Annotated in this window: 19 protein-coding genes; 17 read left to right on the top strand and 2 right to left on the bottom strand. The window is 68.8% G+C overall.

Annotation, left to right across the window (positions count from 1 at the left end; translation table 11 throughout):
• The first annotated feature begins 146 nt into the window (after positions 1 to 146).
• The 4 genes from dacB (at position 147) to hpt (ending at position 4,470) form a co-directional block, all read left to right on the top strand.
• Positions 147 to 1,571 carry a D-alanyl-D-alanine carboxypeptidase/D-alanyl-D-alanine-endopeptidase gene (gene dacB, locus RBS12_RS03740; RefSeq protein WP_307964721.1) on the top strand — a complete coding sequence of 475 codons (1,425 nt, stop codon included), beginning with the start codon at positions 147 to 149 and terminating at the stop codon, positions 1,569 to 1,571.
• 104 nt (positions 1,572 to 1,675) lie between these two features.
• Positions 1,676 to 2,785, top strand: coding sequence for a zinc-dependent metalloprotease (locus tag RBS12_RS03735; RefSeq protein WP_307964720.1), 1,110 nt, complete (start codon positions 1,676 to 1,678; stop codon positions 2,783 to 2,785).
• A 35-nt stretch (positions 2,786 to 2,820) separates the two neighbouring features.
• Entirely contained in the window at positions 2,821 to 3,846 is a 1,026-nt protein-coding gene (tilS, locus tag RBS12_RS03730) for a tRNA lysidine(34) synthetase TilS (RefSeq protein ID WP_307964919.1), read from the top strand.
• Between the two features lie 72 nt (positions 3,847 to 3,918).
• Complete coding sequence (gene hpt / locus RBS12_RS03725) at positions 3,919 to 4,470, top strand: hypoxanthine phosphoribosyltransferase (RefSeq protein WP_307964719.1); 552 nt, start codon at positions 3,919 to 3,921, stop codon at positions 4,468 to 4,470.
• A gap of 177 nt (positions 4,471 to 4,647) precedes the next feature.
• Here hpt and RBS12_RS03720 read toward each other — a convergent pair whose 3' ends face one another.
• Positions 4,648 to 5,463, bottom strand: a complete 816-nt coding sequence (locus tag RBS12_RS03720; protein WP_307964718.1) for a DUF559 domain-containing protein — start codon at positions 5,461 to 5,463, stop codon at positions 4,648 to 4,650.
• Between the two features lie 511 nt (positions 5,464 to 5,974).
• Between RBS12_RS03720 and ftsH the strand changes: the two genes are divergently transcribed.
• Genes ftsH through panC form a run of 8 tightly spaced genes read left to right on the top strand, consistent with a single transcriptional unit; the run spans position 5,975 to position 13,018 of the window.
• The gene (ftsH, locus tag RBS12_RS03715) at positions 5,975 to 8,104 is read left to right on the top strand and encodes an ATP-dependent zinc metalloprotease FtsH (protein WP_307964717.1); all 2,130 of its coding nucleotides are present in this window, start codon (positions 5,975 to 5,977) and stop codon (positions 8,102 to 8,104) included.
• 23 nt (positions 8,105 to 8,127) lie between these two features.
• Entirely contained in the window at positions 8,128 to 8,742 is a 615-nt protein-coding gene (gene folE / locus RBS12_RS03710; protein WP_307964716.1) for a GTP cyclohydrolase I FolE, read from the top strand.
• Positions 8,743 to 8,745: 3 nt separating this feature from the next.
• Positions 8,746 to 9,651 (top strand): dihydropteroate synthase, encoded by a 906-nt coding sequence (gene folP, locus RBS12_RS03705; RefSeq protein WP_307964715.1) that lies wholly within the window; start codon positions 8,746 to 8,748, stop codon positions 9,649 to 9,651.
• Positions 9,652 to 9,661: 10 nt separating this feature from the next.
• Positions 9,662 to 10,039: a dihydroneopterin aldolase gene (gene folB, locus RBS12_RS03700; protein WP_307964714.1), complete on the top strand. Its 378-nt coding sequence runs from the start codon at positions 9,662 to 9,664 to the stop codon at positions 10,037 to 10,039.
• Complete coding sequence (folK, locus tag RBS12_RS03695; protein ID WP_307964713.1) at positions 10,036 to 10,587, top strand: 2-amino-4-hydroxy-6-hydroxymethyldihydropteridine diphosphokinase; 552 nt, start codon at positions 10,036 to 10,038, stop codon at positions 10,585 to 10,587. The genes folB and folK overlap by 4 nt, the downstream gene beginning before the upstream one ends.
• Complete coding sequence (locus RBS12_RS03690; protein WP_307964712.1) at positions 10,584 to 11,099, top strand: DUF3180 domain-containing protein; 516 nt, start codon at positions 10,584 to 10,586, stop codon at positions 11,097 to 11,099. The genes folK and RBS12_RS03690 overlap by 4 nt, the downstream gene beginning before the upstream one ends.
• Before the next feature lie 36 nt (positions 11,100 to 11,135).
• A complete protein-coding gene (locus RBS12_RS03685; protein WP_307964711.1) occupies positions 11,136 to 12,068 on the top strand; it encodes a DUF2520 domain-containing protein in 933 nt (310 codons plus the stop codon).
• A complete protein-coding gene (gene panC / locus RBS12_RS03680; RefSeq protein WP_307964710.1) occupies positions 12,068 to 13,018 on the top strand; it encodes a pantoate--beta-alanine ligase in 951 nt (316 codons plus the stop codon). Before RBS12_RS03685 ends, panC begins: the two co-directional genes overlap by 1 nt.
• An 81-nt stretch (positions 13,019 to 13,099) precedes the next feature.
• On the opposite strand, the gene RBS12_RS03675 is transcribed toward panC, so the two are convergent.
• A complete protein-coding gene (locus tag RBS12_RS03675) occupies positions 13,100 to 13,948 on the bottom strand; it encodes an alpha/beta hydrolase (RefSeq protein ID WP_307964709.1) in 849 nt (282 codons plus the stop codon).
• 84 nt (positions 13,949 to 14,032) lie between these two features.
• Between RBS12_RS03675 and lysS the strand changes: the two genes are divergently transcribed.
• From lysS to dhaK, 5 genes are all read left to right on the top strand, one after another.
• On the top strand, positions 14,033 to 15,514 hold the full coding sequence (gene lysS, locus RBS12_RS03670; protein ID WP_307964918.1) for a lysine--tRNA ligase: 1,482 nt from the start codon (positions 14,033 to 14,035) through the stop codon (positions 15,512 to 15,514).
• A 320-nt stretch (positions 15,515 to 15,834) separates the two neighbouring features.
• Complete coding sequence (locus RBS12_RS03665; protein ID WP_307964708.1) at positions 15,835 to 16,176, top strand: Lsr2 family protein; 342 nt, start codon at positions 15,835 to 15,837, stop codon at positions 16,174 to 16,176.
• Between the two features lie 212 nt (positions 16,177 to 16,388).
• A complete protein-coding gene (locus RBS12_RS03660; protein ID WP_307964707.1) occupies positions 16,389 to 18,908 on the top strand; it encodes an ATP-dependent Clp protease ATP-binding subunit in 2,520 nt (839 codons plus the stop codon).
• A 98-nt stretch (positions 18,909 to 19,006) separates the two neighbouring features.
• Positions 19,007 to 19,189: a hypothetical protein gene (locus tag RBS12_RS03655; RefSeq protein ID WP_307964706.1), complete on the top strand. Its 183-nt coding sequence runs from the start codon at positions 19,007 to 19,009 to the stop codon at positions 19,187 to 19,189.
• Between the two features lie 143 nt (positions 19,190 to 19,332).
• Entirely contained in the window at positions 19,333 to 20,334 is a 1,002-nt protein-coding gene (dhaK, locus tag RBS12_RS03650; protein WP_307964705.1) for a dihydroxyacetone kinase subunit DhaK, read from the top strand.

Here is a 20,334-nt window from a genome sequence, read left to right as displayed (position 1 = left end):
GCTCCTTGGCTGGCAGCGTGCAGGGCGGCCGCCCGTCCACGCGTGAGGACAGCCCGGCGGCAACTAGTATTGAGGATATCCGCACTGGGGGGCGTGCTCTCCACTCGCATGCCGCCGACAGGCCCGGACTCGCAGGACTATTACCGATGCCCCAGCCCTTTACCCGCGCTCAGCGCGCCGTGACGTGGGTCCTCGCCTCTTTCTTGCTCGTGCTCGCCGCGGCGATTGGCGGCGCGATCCTCGCGCCCGTCTTCCCGGGGCCGCTTCTTGCCCACTCGGCACCCGACCCGAGCGTGCCCGCGTGGCTCAAGGCGCCGTCGTCGCCCGCTGTGCTCCGCGGGGCGACCTCCCTCGCAGACTCGGCGCCGACGCCCGCTCCGGCGGCGCTCGCGAAGGCGATCGATGCGCAGCTCGGCCCGGACAACGGGACGTTCGGCGCCGTTGTGCTCGACGGCGCGACGGGGCAGTCGCTCTACAGCCGGGCGGGCGCTCAGCCCGTTGCGCCGGCGTCCAACCTCAAGCTCCTCACAGCCGCGGCCGTGCTCAGGACGCTCGGCCCGAACGCGACCCTCACGACCAGGACTGTGCGGGGAAGCACGCCCAACAGCATCGTGCTGATCGCGGGCGGAGACGTGTTCCTCGGCAAGGGCGAGTCGCAGCCGGACGCGGTCGAGGGGCATGCCGGCCTCGCGACCCTCGCCCGGGCGACCGCGGCAGCCCTGGGACCCGTCCACGGGACGGTGTCGGTGCAGCTCGACGATTCCCTCTTCACGGGGCCGGCGCTCAACCCGGCGTGGGCGGCAGAGGACGTCGCTGCCGGCGAGATCGCTCCGATTGCGCCGATCGCGCTCAACGTCGGCCGGACCCAGCCGGGCGGCAGCGGCTCCCGCCCGGCCGATCCCGCCCTCGCCGCCGCGGCGGCCTTCCGCGAGGCGCTCGCCGCCGCGCTCGGGAGCGATGCGACGATCGCGACCGGGGTCGCCCGGACGACGGCGAGCGGTGCCGCCGAGCTCGCGAGCGTTGCATCGGCGTCGGTCGCGGACCAGCTCGCGTACACGCTCCGCGAGTCGGACAACTATTCGGCCGAGACGCTCGCCCGCCTCGCGGCCGCCGCGACGGGCCGCCCTGCCAGCATCGACGGCGCCCGCGCCGCGCTCGAAGACACGGCGCAGCGCGTCCTCGGCTCCACGTCCGGCATCGACCTGCGCGACGCGTCCGGCCTCGCGATCTCGGACCGCATCCCTGCGGCGAGCCTTGCCTCCCTTATGCGCGCCATGACAGCGGGCGACGACGCGCGGCTGCGGCGAGCGCTCGACGGGCTGCCTGTCGCGGGGCTCACGGGAACCCTTGCGGCGCGCTATGGGCAGGGCTCCGCGGGCGCGGGGTTCGTGCGCGCCAAGACGGGCACACTCAACACGGTCGTGGGGCTCACGGGCTACGTCGTCGACGCCGAAGGGAGGCTCCTCGTGTTCTCGTTCGTCGGCAACGGCCTCGCCCCCGCGGCGCGCCCGAGCGCGGCAGCCGCCGTCGACGGCGCCGCATCCGTGCTCGCGGGCTGCGGGTGCCGGTGACGCTCGCCTCGTCCCTGCAGCCCTGAGCGAACACACGGCGGAGCAAGAAAGGGGCGACGCCGGGCGCGGTGTGTTCTGGCGGTCCCGTGTGGTCTGATGGGGATATGGATGTCCACGAGACGGCACCGCAGCTCATCAATTGGGATCTCGCGGCCGCCACGGCAGCGCGCCTCGCCCCGCCGGGTCCCCAGCTTTCGCCCGGCGAAGCCGCCGACGCCGTCGCGAGCCTTCGCCGCCTCGCCGACGCGGCCGTCCCGCACGTCCACCGCATCACGGGTCTCGCGGCCGCGGAGAACCTCCGCGATTCGCAGGTGCTCGTCGTCGACCGCGGTTCGTGGGCGAAGGCGAACACCCAGGGCTTCCAGGTCATGCTCGGCCCCGTCCTGACCCATCTCGTCGAGAAGAAGGCAAGCGAACTCACGCCGTCGGCGGCGCGCATGGGCGGCGCGATCACGGGCGCCCAGCTCGGCGCCGTCCTCGCGTTCCTCTCCAACAAGGTGCTCGGCCAGTACGAGCCGTATGCGGCCCTCGCCCCCGGCTCGACGATCCCCGAGGCCGGACGCCTGCTGCTCGTCGCGCCGAACATCGTGCAGATCGAGCGGGAACTCAACGTCGAGCCCGAGGACTTCCGCCTGTGGGTATGCCTCCACGAGCAGACCCACCGCGTTCAGTTCGCCGCGGCGCCGTGGCTCCGCGGCCACATCCTCGACCAGGTCGCCCAGCTCTCCGACAGCCTCCTTGGCAACATGGATTCCCTCATGGAGCGGGCGACGGCGGCCGCCAAGTCCCTGCGCGACCGGCCGTGGGCGGGGGTCGGGCAGCCGTTCCCGAGCCGCGGCGCGATCCTCGACCTCCTGCAGGACCCAGCCGAGAAGGCCGCGATCTCGCACCTCACCGCGATCATGAGCCTCCTCGAGGGCCACGCGACGGTCGTCATGGACGCCGTCGACGCGGACGTCGTCCCGACCGTGAAGACCGTCCGCCAGCGCTACACGGCCCGCAGCGAAAACCGCGGCGTGCTCGAGACCTTCGTGCGACGGGTGCTCGGCCTCGAGGCCAAGATGCGCCAGTACACGGACGGGGCTAAGTTCGTCACGGGCGTCGTGGACCGCATCGGCATGGACGGCTTCAACCGCATCTGGGAGCGCCCCGAGAACCTCCCGACCGAGGAGGAGATCCACGCGCCCGAGGCCTGGGTCGCGAGGATGGGGTGAGCTCGCGGGACTTCGCCTCGCCCGCACGCCGACGGCTGCATCCCGCCGTCGGCCGGGCCCGCAACGCCGTCAAGGCCGCGCTTGAGGAAGCGGGCTGGCCGTCGCGTGTGCTGGTGGCGTGCTCGGGCGGGCCGGATTCGCTCGCGCTCGCGGCCGCCGTCGCCCATTTCGCCCGACGCGGCGCCGTGGACGGACACCCGCTTGAGGCGGGCGCCGTCGTCGTCGACCATCGCCTTCAGGAAGGCTCGGGCGAGGTTGCGCGGACGACGGCGGCCGTGCTGGGGGAGCTCGGGCTCGCGCCCGTGCAGGTGGTCGCCGTCGAAGTCCGTTTCGCAGGCGAGGGGCCGGAGGCCGCGGCGCGCTCGGCGCGGCTCGGGGCGCTCGAGGCCGAGGCCGCCGCGTGGGGAGCGGGTGCGGTTCTGCTGGGGCACACGCTCGATGATCAGGCGGAGCAGGTCCTCCTCGGCCTCGCGCGCGGCTCGGGGCCACGTTCGCTGGGCGGCATGCGAACCGTGCGCGGACTGCAGGTCCGGCCGTTCCTCGGCCTGCGCCGCGCGGACACGCTCGACGTGTGCCGCGCCGAGGGGCTCGAGCCGTGGTTCGACCCGACGAACTCTGATCCGCGGTTCATGCGTTCGCGCGTGCGGGTCGGGATCATGCCGTTCCTCGAGGCCGAGCTCGGGCCGGGCGTCGCGGAGGGGCTCGCCCGGACGGCCGCGATCCTCGGGCAGGACGCCGATTTCCTCGACGCCGAGGCCTCGCGCGCCTACGCGGAATGGGTCGAGCGCCCCGCCGAACCGGGAACCCTGTTGCTCCCGGGCGAGGCCGTTCGGTCGCTCCCCCCGGCCCTCCGGAGCCGTGTCCTCGCGCTCGCCGTCGCCGAACTCGGCGGCCAGCCGACGTTCGAGCGGCTCGCTGCCGTCGAACGGCTTCTCGAGCGCCGCGGCTCGGCCGGGCCCGTTGAGGTTCCCGGCCACGTGACGGTGCGTCGCCAGCCCCGGCGGAAGGATGCGCCGCGCGGAGCCGAGTATGGGAAGCTAGTCTTTGTATCGTACCGCTGACGCTGTGCCTGCGGCAAGTGCCACTGTGGCGCTGGCCGGGCGGCGTCCGAGACCCGAATTCCAGGAGCACAGGTGGATTCTCACGACGTCCAGGCAGACCTCAAGCACGTTCTTTATGACCGCGAGCAGATCCAGCGGCGGATCGCCGAGCTCGCGGCCGAGATCGACCGGGACTACGCGGGCAGGGACCTCCTCATCGTCGGCGTGCTCAAGGGCGCCGTCATGGTCATGGCGGACCTCGCCCGCGAACTGCACAGCCACGTGACGATGGACTGGATGGCCGTCTCGTCGTACGGCTCGGGAACGCAGTCCTCCGGGGTCGTCCGGATCCTCAAGGACCTTGACTCCGACCTCATGGGCAAGCACGTCCTCATCGTCGAGGACATCATCGACTCCGGCCTCACGCTCTCGTGGCTCAAGACGAACCTCGAGTCCCGCGGCCCCGCGTCCGTCGAGATCTGCGCGGCCTTCCGCAAGCCCGACGCCGCCAAGGTCAAGATCGACGTCAAGTACGTGGGCTTCGACATCCCGAACGAATTCGTAGTGGGCTACGGGCTCGATTACGCGGAGAAGTACAGGAATCTCGACTTCGTGGGGACCCTCGCGCCCCACGTCTACGAGTAGCCGCCCCTCCCTGTCTCCTCCCGCCCACCTGCGTCCCTTCCAGTACGCGTACTCGAAGGGACGCCACGCAAGAACCCTGGGATTCCGGGGTTCTTGTGTGTTGAGAGGTCCCGGGGTCGACCACTTTTTCGGAGAACCCGTACAGTTCAGCACGGGTCCGCTGTGCGCGGGCCCGGATCATCGCGGTGTGGCGCCGATCGCAGCGTGGATTGCCGCGATCATGCGCTCGGGGTGACGGATGACGTCGTCGTAGGTGAACCGCAGCGACCGCAATCCGTGCCCCGCGGCCGCGTTGTCCCGGTGGCGGTCCTTCGCGAACTGCCGAGGCGAGAGGTGGAACTCGAGGCCGTCGATCTCGACGATGATCCGCCCCTCGATGAGGAAGTCCACCCACCCTACGCCGTCGATATAGACCTGCGTCTCGACTTCGAATCCCGCCATGCGGAACAGGACGCGCGCGACCGTCTCAAGAGGCGAATCTGAGCTGGGGTCGACGTGGCGAAGGAGCCTCCGCCGTCGTCCATTTCGCCCACCCGGAAGCTTTTCCCGCACGAGGTCGAGATCGAATCCAGCCTTGGCCGCTGATTCAAGAACGACCAAGGCATCCAGCGAGGGCAGGCAGTGCAAGGTGTGGACGAGGACTTGCAGCTTTGTGGCGATGAGTCCATGTCCCGGCCTAAGCTCCGGATAGTGGGCGCGGACGCTATGGGGGAGGCGATGGTGATTCGCGGCGAGATGGATCTTGTCGGGGTTGTTGAGCCGCCAGAGCCCGTAGTGCTCCGTTGCCGAGGCGCAGGTGAGGGCCGCGCGGTGCTCGGCTGCGAGGGCGACCGCGGTGGGGATGCCGGGGAGGGCGACGACGCCGCGTCGTGGGGCCCCCACGATCCCGGCCGCTCGGGCAGCGGCGATATCCCGCTTCGTGAGGCCAAGAGCGATCAGTTGGCCGGTGCGCGCGGCCCCTCCAAGTGAATTGAGAGTTTCGAGAATCCCCATCGCTCCAGCCTCAACGAGGGTTGGGGACGACAGAGTGGGTCCGAGGCCATATGTGGACGCAACGCCGCGATGAATGCTGTTGAGGTGCAACGAGGCGTGCCGTCCTGTACGCGTACACGACAGCACGGGTGCCGTCGTGTACGGGTTCCCCCGGCATGTGGCCCAGCGCGGCCTCGTGCGGAGGGGCGAGCCGCGACTTCTTGGGGCTTTCGGAGGTCCAACACGCTGGTCCCTTCCAGTACGCGTACTGGAAGGGACCAAGAAGACGGCGTGCCATTGTGTACGCGTACTGGGAGGGCCGCCGGACGGGTGATTTTCCCGTTTTCGCCAGGTCACTTCCCCCCGGAGGGAACTTTTGACTCCGACTGTGCGTGATGCTGTCCGAACGGTATAGCTTGTTGCGGTACTGCTTGACAGCGGCGTGCTGCATGGCAGCAGCACACACGGCGGGGGAACTCAGCGCCACTGGCGCCGCGGCACAACAGAAGGGACGGGGCTCGGCCCCGATTTCATGAACGTCAAAAGCTTCGTCAAGGGTCCGGGGATCTGGATCCTCGTCGTGATCGCTCTTCTTCTCATTGCCTTCGGCACGTTGGCGCCCGGCGGAAGCGCGACGGTCGACACGCAGGTCGGCCTCCAGCTCCTCAAGGACGGCAAGGTCGACTCCGCAAAGATCTACAACGGCGAAGAGCGCGTCGACATGGTCCTCAAGGACAACTACGTCGACAACGGGCAGAGCAAGGGCAAGAACGTCCAGTTCTACTACGTTGACCCGCGCGGAGGCGAGGTTGTCCAGGCTGTCGAGAACGCGAACCTGAAGACCTACAACGATGTCCCGACCGGCAACAACTGGTTCGGCTCGATCCTGTCCCTCATCATCCCCGTCCTCCTGCTCGGCGCACTCTTCTGGTTCCTGCTCTCGCGCATGCAGGGCGGCGGCTCCCAAGTCATGAAGTTCGGCAAATCCCGGGCGAAGATGATCACGAAGGACATGCCCCAAGTGACGTTTAGCGACGTCGCGGGCGCCGACGAGGCCGTCGAGGAACTTCAGGAAATCAAGGAGTTCCTCCAGGAGCCCGCAAAGTTCCAGGCCGTCGGAGCGAAAATCCCGAAGGGCGTCCTGCTCTACGGCCCTCCGGGAACCGGCAAGACGCTCCTGGCTCGTGCCGTCGCCGGCGAGGCTGGCGTCCCATTCTTCTCGATCTCGGGTTCCGACTTCGTCGAGATGTTCGTCGGCGTGGGTGCGTCCCGCGTCCGTGATCTCTTCGAGCAGGCCAAGTCGAACGCGCCCTCGATCATCTTCGTCGACGAGATCGACGCCGTCGGCCGCCACCGCGGAGCCGGCATCGGCGGCGGGAACGACGAGCGCGAGCAGACCCTCAACCAGCTCCTCGTTGAGATGGATGGCTTCGACCCCAAGGCGAACGTCATCCTCATCGCCGCGACCAACCGCCCCGACGTCCTCGACCCGGCACTCCTCCGCCCAGGCCGATTCGACCGTCAGGTGCCGGTGGAGGCGCCGGACCTCGTGGGCCGCGAGCAGATCCTCGGCGTCCATTCCAAGGGCAAGCCGATGGCAGGCAACGTGGACCTCAAGGCCGTCGCGAAGAAGACCCCGGGCTACACGGGTGCCGACCTCGCGAACGTCCTCAATGAGGCCGCGCTCCTCACGGCGCGCTCGAACGCGCAGCTCATCGATGATCGCGCCCTCGACGAGGCGATCGACCGCGTCATGGCCGGCCCGCAGAAGCGCAGCCGCGTCATGAAGGACCTCGAGCGCAAGATCACGGCCTACCACGAGGGCGGCCACGCGCTTGTGGCGGCCGCGCTCCGCAACTCGGCCCCCGTCACGAAGATCACGATCCTCCCCCGCGGCCGGGCGCTCGGCTACACGATGGTGGTCCCGGAGAACGACAAGTACTCCGTGACGCGCAACGAGCTCCTCGACCAGCTTGCCTACGCGATGGGCGGTCGCGTCGCCGAGGAGATCGTGTTCCACGATCCGTCGACGGGTGCGTCGAACGACATCGAGAAGGCCACCTCGACGGCCCGCATGATGGTCACGCAATACGGCATGAGCGAGCGTGTCGGCGCGGTCAAGCTCGGTCAGGGCGGCGGAGAGCCGTTCCTGGGCCGTGACGCCGCGCACGAGCGCAACTACTCGGACCAGGTCGCGTACGTCGTGGACGAGGAGGTGCGCCGTCTCATGGACCAGGCGCACGATGAGGCCTACGCGATCCTCACCGACAACCGCGACGTCCTGGACCGCCTCGCGGCCTCGCTGCTCGAGCACGAGACCCTCAACCAGCGTGAGATCGCCGAGATCTTCACGGACATCCGCAAGCGCGACTTCCGCGAGGTGTGGCTCTCGAAGGAGTCCCGCCCGGTGCAGAACATCCCGCCGGTCGAGACCGAGAACGAGCGCCGCGAGCGCGAGGCCCGCGCCGCGAAGACGCGGCAGGACCACGACCAGGCCACGGACGCCGAGCGCAGGGCCCAGGAGGAGGCCGCGGCCGCGCGCCGGAACCAGCCCCTCGATGCTCAGCATCCGCACGTCCACACGGGCGGAGAGCAGGAGTTCTCGGGCGGTTCCGCGGCCCCGCACGACGGTCACGCAGGCGACTCGCGGCCCGGCGCGTGAGGCGGCCCCGCTAGGATCATGCCGTGACCCACATTGACGACGACGACGTTGCCGCCGCCGACGGCCTCGACACCTCTATCGACCTTCCGCGGATCGAGGCGGCCGTCCGGGAGATCCTCATCGCGGTCGGGGAGGACCCCGATCGGAGCGGACTGCGCGACACCCCGAAGCGGGTGGCGCGCTCGTTCGCCGAGACTTTCGCGGGTCTCCACCAGACACCCGAGGACGTCCTCGGCGTGACCTTCGACCTCGATCACGAGGAGCTCGTTCTCGTCAAGGACATTCCGTTCTACTCGACCTGCGAGCACCATCTCGTCCCGTTCCACGGAGTCGCCCACGTCGGGTACATCCCCTCGCACGATGGGCGCGTCACCGGTCTGAGCAAGCTCGCTCGGCTCGTCGACGTCTACGCCCGCCGGCCGCAGGTCCAGGAGCGCCTCACGACGGATGTCGCCGAGGCCCTCGTGGAGCACCTCAAGCCGCGCGGTGTCATCGTCGTCGTCGAGTGCGAGCACATGTGCATGTCGATGCGCGGGGTTCGCAAGCCCGGCGCAAAGACCGTCACAAGTGCCGTCCGTGGGCAATTGCACGATCCCGCAACCCGCGCTGAGGCCATGAGCCTCATTCTCGGAAGGTAGACCATGGACACCCTCGCCGCCGCGCCCGGGACCGGGCCCAACACCTCGCCCCTTCCCGTTCTCCGCAAGCCCCGCCCGAGGGCCACCTTCGAAGCACTTCCGACGGACCGCGCGGTCGTCATGGGCATCCTCAACGTGACGCCGGATTCCTTCAGCGACGGGGGTCAGCATGCGACGGCGGATACTGCCATCGCGGCCGGCCTGCGCATGTTCTACGGCGGAGCAGACATCATCGACGTCGGCGGCGAATCGACGCGGCCCGGTGCCGCGGAGGTGCCCGAGGACGAGGAGCAGCGGCGCGTCCTTCCCGTGATCGAGGCGCTCGTGAAGGCCGGGGCGCTCGTGTCTGTCGACACGCGGCGCGCGAGCACGGCAGCCAAGGCGCTCGATGCGGGCGCGCTCATCGTCAACGACGTCTCGGGCATCACCGTGAGCCAGGAGATGATCGACGTCGTCGCGGGGCGCGGCGCGTACTACATCCTCATGCACAACCGCGGCCCGTCCCGCGTCATGGATTCGCTCTCCGAGTACGGCGACGTTCTCGAGGACGTCCTGGCCGAGACGACGAAGGTCCGCGATCGCTTGCGCGAGGCCGGCGTCGAGGACGAGAAGATCATCGTCGATCCGGGCCTCGGCTTCGCCAAGACCGCCGACCACAATTGGGCCCTCATCGCGGGGATCGAGCGCTTCCTCGGACTCGGGCACAAGGTCCTCGTGGGGGCGTCCCGCAAGCGCTTCCTCGGGGAGCTTCTCACGACGGCGGGCAAGGCCGCTGCGTTCGAGGAGCGCGACGCCGCAACCGCCGCGATCACCACCCTTACCGTCGCGAAGGGCGTGTGGGGCGTCCGCGTCCACGACGTCGCCTCGAACCTCGACGCCGTGAGAGTCGTCGCGCGGGCGAGGGGCTGAGGGCTCGCGAGTGGGCACCCGAGCCGACCTCATCACACTCCGGGGCGTTTCCGCCGTCGGCTATCACGGCGTTCTCGACTTCGAGCGCCGCGACGGCCAGACGTTCGTCGTCGACGCCGTCCTGCACAGCGACTTCGCCGAAGCCGCCGCGAGCGATGATCTGGCGCATACGGCGAGCTACGCCGAGATCGCGGAGCGGATCACGCAGATCGTCGAGGGGGATCCGGTAAACCTCATCGAGACGCTTGCGGTCCGGATTGCCGAGATGGTCCTCGGCGAGTTCCCCGCGATCGAGGCGGCCGAAATCACGGTCCACAAGCCGAAGGCCCCCATCGAGGTCCCGTTCGACGACGTCGCCGTCACGGTTTTCCGGGGACGCCAGGCATGAGCGCAGCCCCCGTGGCCGGCCGAGCGTCGGCGAGCCGCTCTGAGTACACGCGCGCCGTCCTCGCCCTCGGGAGCAATCTCGGCGAGCGGGCCGAGACGCTCGCCGAGGCCGTCTCGGACCTTGTGGACCGGCCTGAGGTGCGCCTTGTGGACGTCTCACCGGTCGTGCAGACGAAGGCCGTCGGCGGCCCCGAGGGCCAGCCGGACTTCCTCAACATGGTCATGATCGTGCTGACGAGCCTCAGCCCGTACGAGCTGCTCGCGCACTGCCAGGCGATCGAGGCCAAGCACCACCGCACCCGCGAGGTCCGCTGGGGCCCGCGCACGCTCGACATCGACATCATCACGTACAACAAGCTGAGCCAGGACGATCCGCTGCTCACGCTTCCGCATCCGCGCGCGTCGGAGCGCGCGTTTGTCCTCTACCCGTGGCTCCTCATCGATCCGACGGCCGTGCTCGAGGGGCACCCAATTGTCGAGCTCCTCGAGGACTGCGCGGATGCCGACGGCGTCGAAGGCTACGATCTCCTCGACGAGGGGCAGCCGTGAAGCCGCTCCGCGTCACAGTGCTCGCGATCATCGGCGTCGTCCTCGGCCTCGCCGGGTTCGCCGCAACGGAGCTCTCCGACCGCTCGTCAGGCACGACGCCGGTGCTGCCGTACAGTGCGCTCGGGAGCATGGCCGTCATCGCTGTCTTCACGCTTGCGCTCGGGATCCGCGTGCTGCGCTGGCGGAACAGCGAGAAGCGCACGCAGATGCTCGATCCGATCTTCGCGGCGCGCACACTCGTCCTCGCGCACGCGTGCGCGTACGCGGGTGCCGTGCTGCTCGGATGGCACGCGGGCGTCATCGCCGACCAGCTTCCGGTCTGGGCGGTGCGCTCGACGAGCCCCGTAGTCCTCCAGGCGGTCGCGATGATGGGCGGCGGCGTCATCATGGTGGCGATCGGCCTGCTCGTCGAGCGCTTCTGCCGGGTGCCTCCCGAGGAAGGCGAGGAGCCGAAGAACGGACGCGAGGCCGGGCCCAACCGGGCGGGCGACGCCGAGGGCGGCTATGCGTGAGGATCCCCGCGCGCGCAGGCAACTGAGGAGCGCGGCGTGACGCGTCCCGGACGACTCGGCGTCGGCGTCATCGGGGCGGGCAAGGTGGGCGCCGTGCTCGGTGCGGCCCTGCGCGCGGCCGAGCACGCCGTCGTCGGCGTCTCCGCGGTCTCGGAGGCGAGCCGCGAGCGTGCGGAGACTCTTCTCCCCGGTGTGCCGATCCTCGAAATCCCGGATGTCGTCGAGCGGTCGGAGCTCGTGCTGCTCGCCGTCCCGGACGATGCGCTCGGCTCGCTCGTCGAAGGCCTCGCGAAGCTCGGCGCGTGGCAGCCCGGCCAGCTCGTGGCCCACACGTCCGGCCGGCACGGCGTGGGCGTCCTCGCCCCCGTGCGTGCGGCGGGAGCGATCCCGCTCGCGATCCATCCGGCCATGACGTTCACGGGCATGAGCCTCGATCTGGGACGGCTCATGGACTGCCGCTTCGGCGTCACGGCGGATCCGGCGATGCTCCCGATCGCCCAGGCCCTCGTCGTCGAGATGGGCGCCGAGCCCGTCGTCATCGCCGAGGCGGACCGCGTGGCCTATCACGCGGCCCTCGCCCACGGTTCGAACCATCTCGTGACGATCGCCGCGCAGGCTGCCGAGATCCTCGCCCGCATCGGCGTCGCCGAGCCCGACCGGCTCCTCGGCCCGCTCCTCCGCGCGTCGCTTGAGAACGCGCTCTCGGCCGGCGAGTCCGCGCTGACGGGGCCAGTCGCCCGCGGCGACGTGGGCACCGTCACGGCCCACGTTGAGGCGCTTGGCGAGCTGGCGAACGACGGCGGTTCCCCAGATATTTTCGAGGCCTACCGAGCGATGGCGCGCGCCACGGCACGACGCGCGGAGCGGCGCGGGCTGTTCGGCGCCGACGTGCGCGCGCGGCTCGAAGAGGCGCTCGCCCCACGCGAGGACGACGGCGGGGCCGCACCCGATCCGCGAGAGGAACCTTGATGCCCATCACCGTCGTCCAGACGAAGGCCGAGCTGCGTGCCGAGATCGCCCGCCTGCTCGCGGAACACGCGGGACGGAGGGGGAGCGGGGCCTCGCTCGGCCTCGTCGACCCCCTAGCCCCCAGGGCTTCGCTCGGCCTGGTCCCCACCATGGGCGCCCTCCACGACGGCCACCGCCGGCTTGCCAAGGCGGCCGTCGCCGCAAACGACGTCGTCGTCGCAAGCATTTTCGTCAACCCGCTCCAGTTCGGCGACCCCACGGACCTCGAGCGCTACCCGCGCACCCTCGACGCCGACGCGGCGCTCCTGGAGGGGGTCGGCGTCGACCTCGTCTTCGCCCCCAGCGTGGACGAGATGTACCCCGGCGGCGATCCCCTCGTCCGCGTGACCGCGGGGCGGCTCGCCGAGAAGTGGGAGGGGGCCTCCCGCCCGGGGCATTTCGACGGCGTGCTTACGGTCGTCGCGAAGCTCTTCCATCTCGCGATGCCCGGTCCCGTCGCGGGGCAGCCCGCAGCCTTCCGGGCCTACTTCGGGCAGAAGGACGCGCAGCAGCTCGCGATCGTGCGCCGCATGGTCAGGGACCTCGACTTCCCGGTCGACGTGGTCGGCGTCCCGATCGTGCGGGCCGCCGACGGCCTCGCGCTCTCGAGCCGAAACCAGTTCCTGAGCGACGAGGAACGCGACGCGGCGCTCGTCCTTTCCCGCGCACTGCTCCTCGTCGACGCCCGCGCGGCGGCGCACGAACCGCTCATGCCGGACGACGCCGTCGCCCTCATCGAATCCCAGCCCGGCGTCGAGCTCGACTATTTCGACGTCGTCGATCCCGATACCCTCGAGCCGCTCGCGTTCGCCTGCCGCGAGACCCCGTTCACGGGCGAGGCACTCGCGATCGTCGCGGCGCGCGTCGGCGACGTCCGGCTCATCGACAACATGCCCCTCAAGGCCCGCTGACTCAAAGCCCGCTGACGCGAATTGTCCTCTGCGCAGGGTCAAGCGGTGCAGAACCCTGCTCAAGCCAACAATTGCGCAGCGTCAGCTCGAGAAGAACTCGGCGAGCCGGTCCACGAGGGCCTTCGCGGGGCGCTCCGGTGCGTCGTGGGCAAGCTTCGGGAGGACGTCGAAGTCTGAGGCGGGCAGCACGCCGTCGAGCTTTTCGGCGGCCTCTGCGAAGTATTCGGGGCTCGCGCCGCCCACGAGGAAGAGCGTCTCAAGCGGGAGCTGGTCGAACGGCTCGGCCTTCGAATCCGCGGCGACGATGGCTCTGATTTCGCGCGGCCCGGTCGGGAGGAGCTTCGTGAGCACCTTGCCGGGCTGAGTACGGCTTCCGATCCGGTTGAGGACCGTGAGGATGGGGAGCGGGAGCTTCGAGATCGGGCCGGCGGTCTGGAGTCCGCGGAGGAGCACGGCGAGGGCCTTCTCCTCGTCCTTATGGCTGAGCGCTGATTCGTAGTCGTCGAGCCAGTCGGCGTTGTAGCTTCCGTTGAACGAGATGATCGGGTCGTAGACGGCGAGCTGCCCGATGTCGAGCGTGCGGCCCGCGTGGAGGGCGATGCAGCCGCCGTAGTTGTGCCCGAAGACCGCCTGCGATCCCGTGTGCTCGAGGACGGCTCCGAGGTCCGCGATCTCCATCGCGAGCGAGTAATTCGCAGGCTGGGGCGACGACGCCCCGCGTCCGCGCCGGTTGTAGACGTGGACCGGCGCGCGGAGAGCGTCGGCGAGGCGGAGGGCCAGCTCGCGGTACAGGTCCGCGGTCACCATGGAGCCATGGACGACGACGACGCCGCCCTCCGTCCGCCCGTTGCCTGCCGGGGCGGTCAAGAGCTCGAGGACAGCACCGTCCCCTGTCGAAACAGTCGTGGCGAGGATCTGGGAAGCTGCCATGGCACGAGCCTAGCCCACGGGGTGGAGGCTCATGACTTGAAGTTAGAATGGAACATTGTGACTGCAGAGAACTCCGCTCCCGGAATGGAGCCAGCCGACGCCAGCGAGCAGATGCATATTCGCATCGAAAAGCGCGGAAAGCTCCTTGCGAGCGGCGAGGAGCCGTATCCGGTCAAGCTCGACCGCAGTCACTCGCTCGCCGAGATCCGCGCGAAGTACCCCGATCTCGAGCCGGACTCCACGACGGGCGACGTCGTCGGCGTCGTCGGCCGTGTTGTCTTCGTGCGCAATACGGGCAAGCTGTGCTTCGCGACCCTCCAGGAGGGCGATGGCACGCGCCTCCAGGCCATGCTGAGCCTCGCCAACGTGGGCGAGGAGCGCCTCGCCGACTGGAAGGCCCTCGTTGACCTCGGCGATCACGTCTTCGTGCATGGCGAGGTCATCTCCTCGAGGCGCGGCGAGCTCTCGATCATGGCGGACGAATGGAAGATGGCCTCGAAGGCCCTCCGTCCGCTCCCCACCCTCCACGCCGAGCTCAGCGAGGAGACGCGGGTCCGTCAGCGGTATGTCGATCTGCTCGTGCGCGACGAGGCGCGCCAGATGATCTACACGCGGGCCAATGTCACGAAGTCGGTTCGCGAGACCCTCGATTCCCATGGCTACGTGGAAGTCGAGACGCCCATGCTCAACCTCATCCATGGCGGTGCGACGGCCCGGCCGTTCGAAACGCATCTCAATGCGTTCGATCAGCGGATGACGCTCCGCATTGCCACTGAGCTCTACCTCAAGCGGGCCGTGGTGGGCGGAATCGAGCGCGTCTACGAGATCGGTCGCGTGTTCCGCAACGAGGGCGTCGATTCGACCCACAGCCCGGAATTTACGACTCTTGAATGCTACGAAGCGTACGCCGACCAATTCACGATGGCCGAGCGGATGAAGGAGATCATCCTCAACGCCGCTGATGTCGTGGGAACGCGCCAGATCGAGACTCCGCAGGGAACCATCGATCTCGACGGCGAATGGCGCTGGCTCGGTGTTTACCCGGGCCTCTCGGAAGCTGTCGGAGAAGAGATCACGCCCGAGACGCCACTTGAACGACTTCTTGAGATCGGCGACAAGTGTGGCGTTAAGACGGATCCTTTGTGGACGACTGAAAAGGCCGTCATCGAGCTCTTCGGGGATATCGTCGAACCGACCCTTCTGAATCCGACGTTTGTCTACGATTACCCGCCGTCGGCGCAGCCGCTCGCCCGCCCGCACCGTGACGACCCACGCCTCATCGAAGCGTGGGACCTCATTATCGGAGGAATGGAACGCGGAACCGCGTTCTCCGAGCTCATCGACCCGGTGATCCAGCGCGAGCGGCTCACCGAGCAGTCCCGGCTTGCGGCCGAAGGCGACGACGAGGCCATGCAGCTCGACGAGGACTTCCTCCGCGCCCTCGAATACGGGGCCCCGCCCATGGGCGGAATCGGCCTGGGCATCGATCGCCTCGTCATGCTCTTCACGCAGGCAGGCATTCGCGAAACGATCCTCTTCCCACTCCTCAAGCCAGAGGCGAACTGACATGGATTACTTAGCCGTCCTTCTCCCGCCGATCGTGGTCGGCCTGATTTTCTGGTTCGCGATTCGGGCGATTTTCAACGCGGACAAGTCGGAGCGCGAGGCGTTGGCGCGTGCGGAAAGGGAAGCCGAACGCCGAGAGGGCGGGAATAGTTCCCCGTCGCTTGGGTGATTCGTTTTGACGCGCCGCTGAGCCAGAAGCATAATGGAAGTGCAATAGCGGCGGCCTGATCGGGCAGTTAGATCTCCGAATTGTTCGGACCGCAGCGAGTGCAGTGCATGAGACATGCCGTTCCCCAGCGCCGACTAGAGAGAGAACGCCCGTGGCACAGAAAGTCAAGATCATCCTCGTTGACGACCTCGACGGCGGTTCTGCAGACGAAACCGTGCGTTTCGGCCTCGACGGATCCAGCTACGAGATCGATCTTTCCCACGCGAACGCCGCGAAGCTCCGCGAGTCCCTTCAGGATTACGTTGGGGCGGCGCGCAAGTCGACTGCTCGCCCGGGCCAGGCGCCGCGCGCCCGTGCGGCCGCCGGCAGCAGCTCGCGCAATTCCGAATCCGCGAAGATCCGGCAGTGGGCGCGGGACAATGGGTACAGCGTGAACAGCCGCGGTCGTATCCAGGCCGAGATCCAGGAAGCGTACCGCAAGGCCAACGCCTGATCAGAGTTCATCCACCAGCAGGAAACCCGGTGCCGTGCACCGGGTTTCGTGCTGTTTTGGCGCGATCCGAGTGCCGCCGTCGTCCTTTGCCGGGTGTTCACCCTGTGGCGAACAGCCGTGTGCGTCGAGCCCCCGGCACGTAGCATCGAACTACGCGCCAGTGCCGCCCTTGGCGGCATTGCACCCAACAGCAAGACCGGGGAGTTCGAGCGATGTTCGAGAGATTCACAGACCGCGCCCGCCGCGTGGTCGTGCTGGCCCAAGAAGAGGCCCGCATGCTCAACCACAACTACATCGGCACCGAGCACATCCTCCTGGGCCTCATCCATGAGGGGGAGGGAGTGGCCGCCAAGGCCCTCGAATCCCTGGGCATCTCCCTGGACGGTGTGCGCGAGCAGGTGCAGGAGATCATCGGGCAGGGCCAGCAGGCTCCGTCCGGCCACATTCCGTTCACGCCGCGCGCCAAGAAGGTGCTTGAGCTCTCGCTGCGCGAGGCGCTCCAGCTCGGCCACAACTACATCGGTACGGAGCACATCCTCCTGGGCCTCATCCGTGAGGGCGAGGGTGTTGCCGCGCAGGTGCTCGTCAAGCTCGGTGCGGATCTCAACCGCGTCCGCCAGCAGGTCATCCAGCTCCTGTCCGGATATCAGGGCAAGGAGGCCGCGTCCGCTGCCTCCGGCGGGGGCCAGCCCGAGGGCAGCCCGGCCGGCTCCGTGGTGCTCGACCAGTTCGGCCGGAACCTCACGCAGGCCGCGCGCGAGAACAAGCTCGATCCCGTGATCGGGCGCGAGCACGAGATGGAACGCGTCATGCAGGTCCTCTCGCGCCGCACGAAGAACAACCCCGTGCTGATCGGCGAGCCCGGCGTCGGCAAGACCGCCGTCGTCGAGGGCCTCGCGCAGGCGATCGTGCGCGGAGACGTCCCCGAGACGATCAAGGACAAGCAGCTCTACACGCTCGACCTCGGCTCCCTCGTGGCCGGCTCCCGCTACCGCGGCGACTTCGAAGAGCGCCTCAAGAAGGTCCTCAAGGAGATCCGCACGCGCGGCGACATCATCCTGTTCATCGACGAGATCCACACGCTCGTCGGAGCGGGTGCGGCCGAGGGCGCGATCGACGCCGCGAGCATCCTCAAGCCGATGCTCGCCCGCGGCGAGCTGCAGACGATCGGCGCGACGACGCTCGACGAGTACCGCAAGCACATCGAGAAGGACGCCGCGCTTGAGCGCCGCTTCCAGCCGATCCAGGTCTCCGAGCCTTCCGTTGCCTTGACCATCGAGATCCTCAAGGGGCTCCGCGACCGCTACGAGGCGCACCACCGTGTCACGATCACGGACGGCGCGCTCGCCGCAGCGGCAAACCTCTCGGAGCGGTACATCAGCGACCGCTTCCTCCCGGACAAGGCGATCGACCTCATCGACGAGGCGGGCGCGCGGCTGCGCATCCGCCGCATGACGGCCCCGCCGGAGCTCAAGGCGCTCGACGAGCGCATCGCGGGCCTCAAGCTCGAGAAGGAGTCCGCGATCGACGCGCAGGACTTCGAGGGCGCCGCCTCGCTGCGCGACAAGGAGCAGAAGCTCATCTCCGAGCGCGCCGAGCGCGAGCGTGCCTGGAAGTCGGGCGACATGGACGGAGTGGCCGAGGTCGACGAGGAGCTCGTTGCCGAGGTGCTCGCGAACTCGACGGGCATCCCGGTGTTCAAGCTCACCGAGGAGGAGTCCTCCCGGCTGCTCCACATGGAGGACGAGCTGCACAAGCGCGTCGTCGGCCAGGACGATGCGATCAAGGCGCTCTCGCGCTCCATCCGCCGCACGCGTGCGGGCCTCAAGGACCCCAAGCGTCCGGGTGGGTCGTTCATCTTCGCCGGCCCCACGGGCGTTGGCAAGACCGAGCTCGCGAAGGCCCTCGCGGAGTTCCTGTTCGGCGAAGAGGATGCCCTCATCACGCTGGACATGTCCGAGTTCTCGGAGAAGCACACGGTCTCGCGGCTCTTCGGTGCCCCTCCGGGCTACGTCGGCTACGAAGAGGGCGGCCAGCTCACTGAGAAGGTGCGCCGCCGGCCGTTCTCCGTGGTCCTGTTCGACGAGGTCGAGAAGGCCCACGCGGACCTCTTCAACTCGCTACTGCAGATCCTCGAGGACGGGCGCCTCACGGACAGCCAGGGCCGGGTCGTGGACTTCAAGAACACGATCATCATCATGACGACCAACCTCGGCTCCCGCGACATCTCGAAGGGCGTCATGACCGGCTTCCAGTCCGGCACGGACACGAAGACGACGTACGAGCGCATGAAGGCCCGCGTGACGGAGGAGCTCAAGCAGCACTTCCGCCCCGAGTTCCTCAACCGCGTCGACGATCTGGTCGTGTTCCCGCAGCTCACGCAGGAGGAGATCATCGAGATCGTCGACCTCATGATCGACCGACTCGAGAAGCGGCTCAAGGACAAGGACATGGGCATCGAGCTCACGCAGAAGGCGAAGATCCTTCTCGCGAAGCGCGGCTACGATCCCGCGATGGGCGCCCGGCCGCTGCGCCGCGTGATCCAGAGCGAGATCGAGGACCAGCTCTCCGAGAAGATCCTCTTCGGCGACCTTTCGTCGGGGGACATCGTCCTGGTGGACGTCGACGGCGATGACGAGTCCGCGCGGTTCACCTTCACCGGCACGCAGCGCCCGCGCGTTCCCGAGGTCGTGACCGTCGCGAAGGGCGGCTCGAAGGAACTCGGCGCCTGACCCACACTGCCGCGACGGCGGCCCTCCCCGCCCTCGGGCCGGGGAGGGCCGCCGTCGTCGTTTGTTTGAAGGGTTCTGCGGCAGGGGAGGAGTACCCCATGACCGAGACGACTCCCGACGACATCGAGCGCGCAGAGCAGCTGGGCGGCTACGGCTTCCCGATGCCCGAGCAGGAGATGGCACCCCGCACGGTTCAGCAGCCGGCCGGCCGCGAAGGCGAAGGCGAGGGCGAGGCCCCCGAAGACGCTGGCGGCATGCAGGGCGAGGCCACCGACTCATAATTCACAACGCCCGTACTCGCACGCGCCCAGGACGGAGGGCCGGCGGGGGCGCTACCCCTGCGCTGACCCTCCCGGTAGGCTCCAAGAACCAGCCCTGTTTCCTCGCACTGCGCGACGGCCGGCTGACCGACCGAAGGAGCGGTGTGAAGAAGCTCATCAATGATCCGAAAGCCGTGGTCGACGAGACCGTGCAGGGCTTCGGCAGGGCCCACCCCGACCTCGTGACCGTCCACAGCGGCCCCCTCTTCGTGACCAGGGCGGTCGGGCCGGCGCGCGGCAGGGTTGCGCTCGTCTCGGGAGGCGGGAGCGGGCACGAGCCGCTGCATGCGGGCTTCGTGGGCCTTGGAATGCTCGACGCCGCCGTTCCGGGGGCGGTGTTCACCTCGCCGACGCCAGATCAGATCGTCGCCGCGACGCACGCGGTCGACGGCGGCGCGGGCGTCATCCACATCGTCAAGAACTACACGGGGGACGTCCTCAACTTCGAGACGGCCGGCGAGCTGTGCGAGGCCGAGGGGATCGAGGTCAGGACGGTCCTCGTGAACGACGACGTCGCCGTCGAGGACTCGCTGTACACGGCGGGAAGGCGCGGGGTTGCGGGGACGGTTCTCGTCGAGAAGATCGTCGGCGCGGCGGCCGAGCGTGGCGACTCGATCGACGCGGTCGAGAAGCTCGGGCGCAAGGTCGTCGAGAACGTGCGCTCGATGGGACTCGCCCTCACGCCCTGCACGGTTCCCCATGCGGGGAAGCCGAGCTTCGAGCTCGCCGAGGACGAGATCGAGATCGGCATCGGGATCCACGGCGAGCCGGGCCGCCGTCGCGTGGGCCTCGAGCCCGCGGATGCCCTCACCGAGCACCTCGTCACGCCTGTGCTCGACGACCTTGGCGTCACGGCGGGCGACAGAGTCCTCCTCTTCGTCAACGGCATGGGCGGCACACCGCTCTCGGAGCTGTACATCGTGTTCGGCCGCGCCGCAGAGCTCGTCGCCCAACGCGGCGCGACCGTCGATCGCAGCCTCGTGGGCAACTACGTCACGTCCCTCGAGATGCAGGGCTGCTCGGTGACCGTGCTTCGCCTCGACGACGAACTCGTCGAACTCTGGGACGCGCCGGTGGCCACGCCGGCCTTGCGATGGGGAGTGTGA

The organism is Sinomonas sp. ASV322 (genome assembly GCF_030908245.1).
Lineage (GTDB): Bacteria > Actinomycetota > Actinomycetes > Actinomycetales > Micrococcaceae > Sinomonas.
This window is presented reverse-complemented; position numbering and strand designations above follow the sequence as displayed.

What these genes read in the sequence shown, in the direction of transcription:
- panC (WP_307964710.1), top strand. Translation starts at nt 12,068, where the DNA reads ATGCCCATCACCGTCGTCCAGACGAAGGCCGAGCTGCGTGCCGAGATC.
- RBS12_RS03660 (WP_307964707.1), top strand. Translation starts at nt 16,389, where the DNA reads ATGTTCGAGAGATTCACAGACCGCGCCCGCCGCGTGGTCGTGCTGGCC.
- lysS (WP_307964918.1), top strand. Translation starts at nt 14,033, where the DNA reads ATGGAGCCAGCCGACGCCAGCGAGCAGATGCATATTCGCATCGAAAAG.
- RBS12_RS03735 (WP_307964720.1), top strand. Translation starts at nt 1,676, where the DNA reads ATGGATGTCCACGAGACGGCACCGCAGCTCATCAATTGGGATCTCGCG.
- folP (WP_307964715.1), top strand. Translation starts at nt 8,746, where the DNA reads ATGGACACCCTCGCCGCCGCGCCCGGGACCGGGCCCAACACCTCGCCC.
- RBS12_RS03655 (WP_307964706.1), top strand. Translation starts at nt 19,007, where the DNA reads ATGACCGAGACGACTCCCGACGACATCGAGCGCGCAGAGCAGCTGGGC.
- folK (WP_307964713.1), top strand. Translation starts at nt 10,036, where the DNA reads ATGAGCGCAGCCCCCGTGGCCGGCCGAGCGTCGGCGAGCCGCTCTGAG.
- dacB (WP_307964721.1), top strand. Translation starts at nt 147, where the DNA reads ATGCCCCAGCCCTTTACCCGCGCTCAGCGCGCCGTGACGTGGGTCCTC.
- RBS12_RS03720 (WP_307964718.1), bottom strand. Translation starts at nt 5,463, where the DNA reads ATGGGGATTCTCGAAACTCTCAATTCACTTGGAGGGGCCGCGCGCACC.
- ftsH (WP_307964717.1), top strand. Translation starts at nt 5,975, where the DNA reads ATGAACGTCAAAAGCTTCGTCAAGGGTCCGGGGATCTGGATCCTCGTC.
- RBS12_RS03675 (WP_307964709.1), bottom strand. Translation starts at nt 13,948, where the DNA reads ATGGCAGCTTCCCAGATCCTCGCCACGACTGTTTCGACAGGGGACGGT.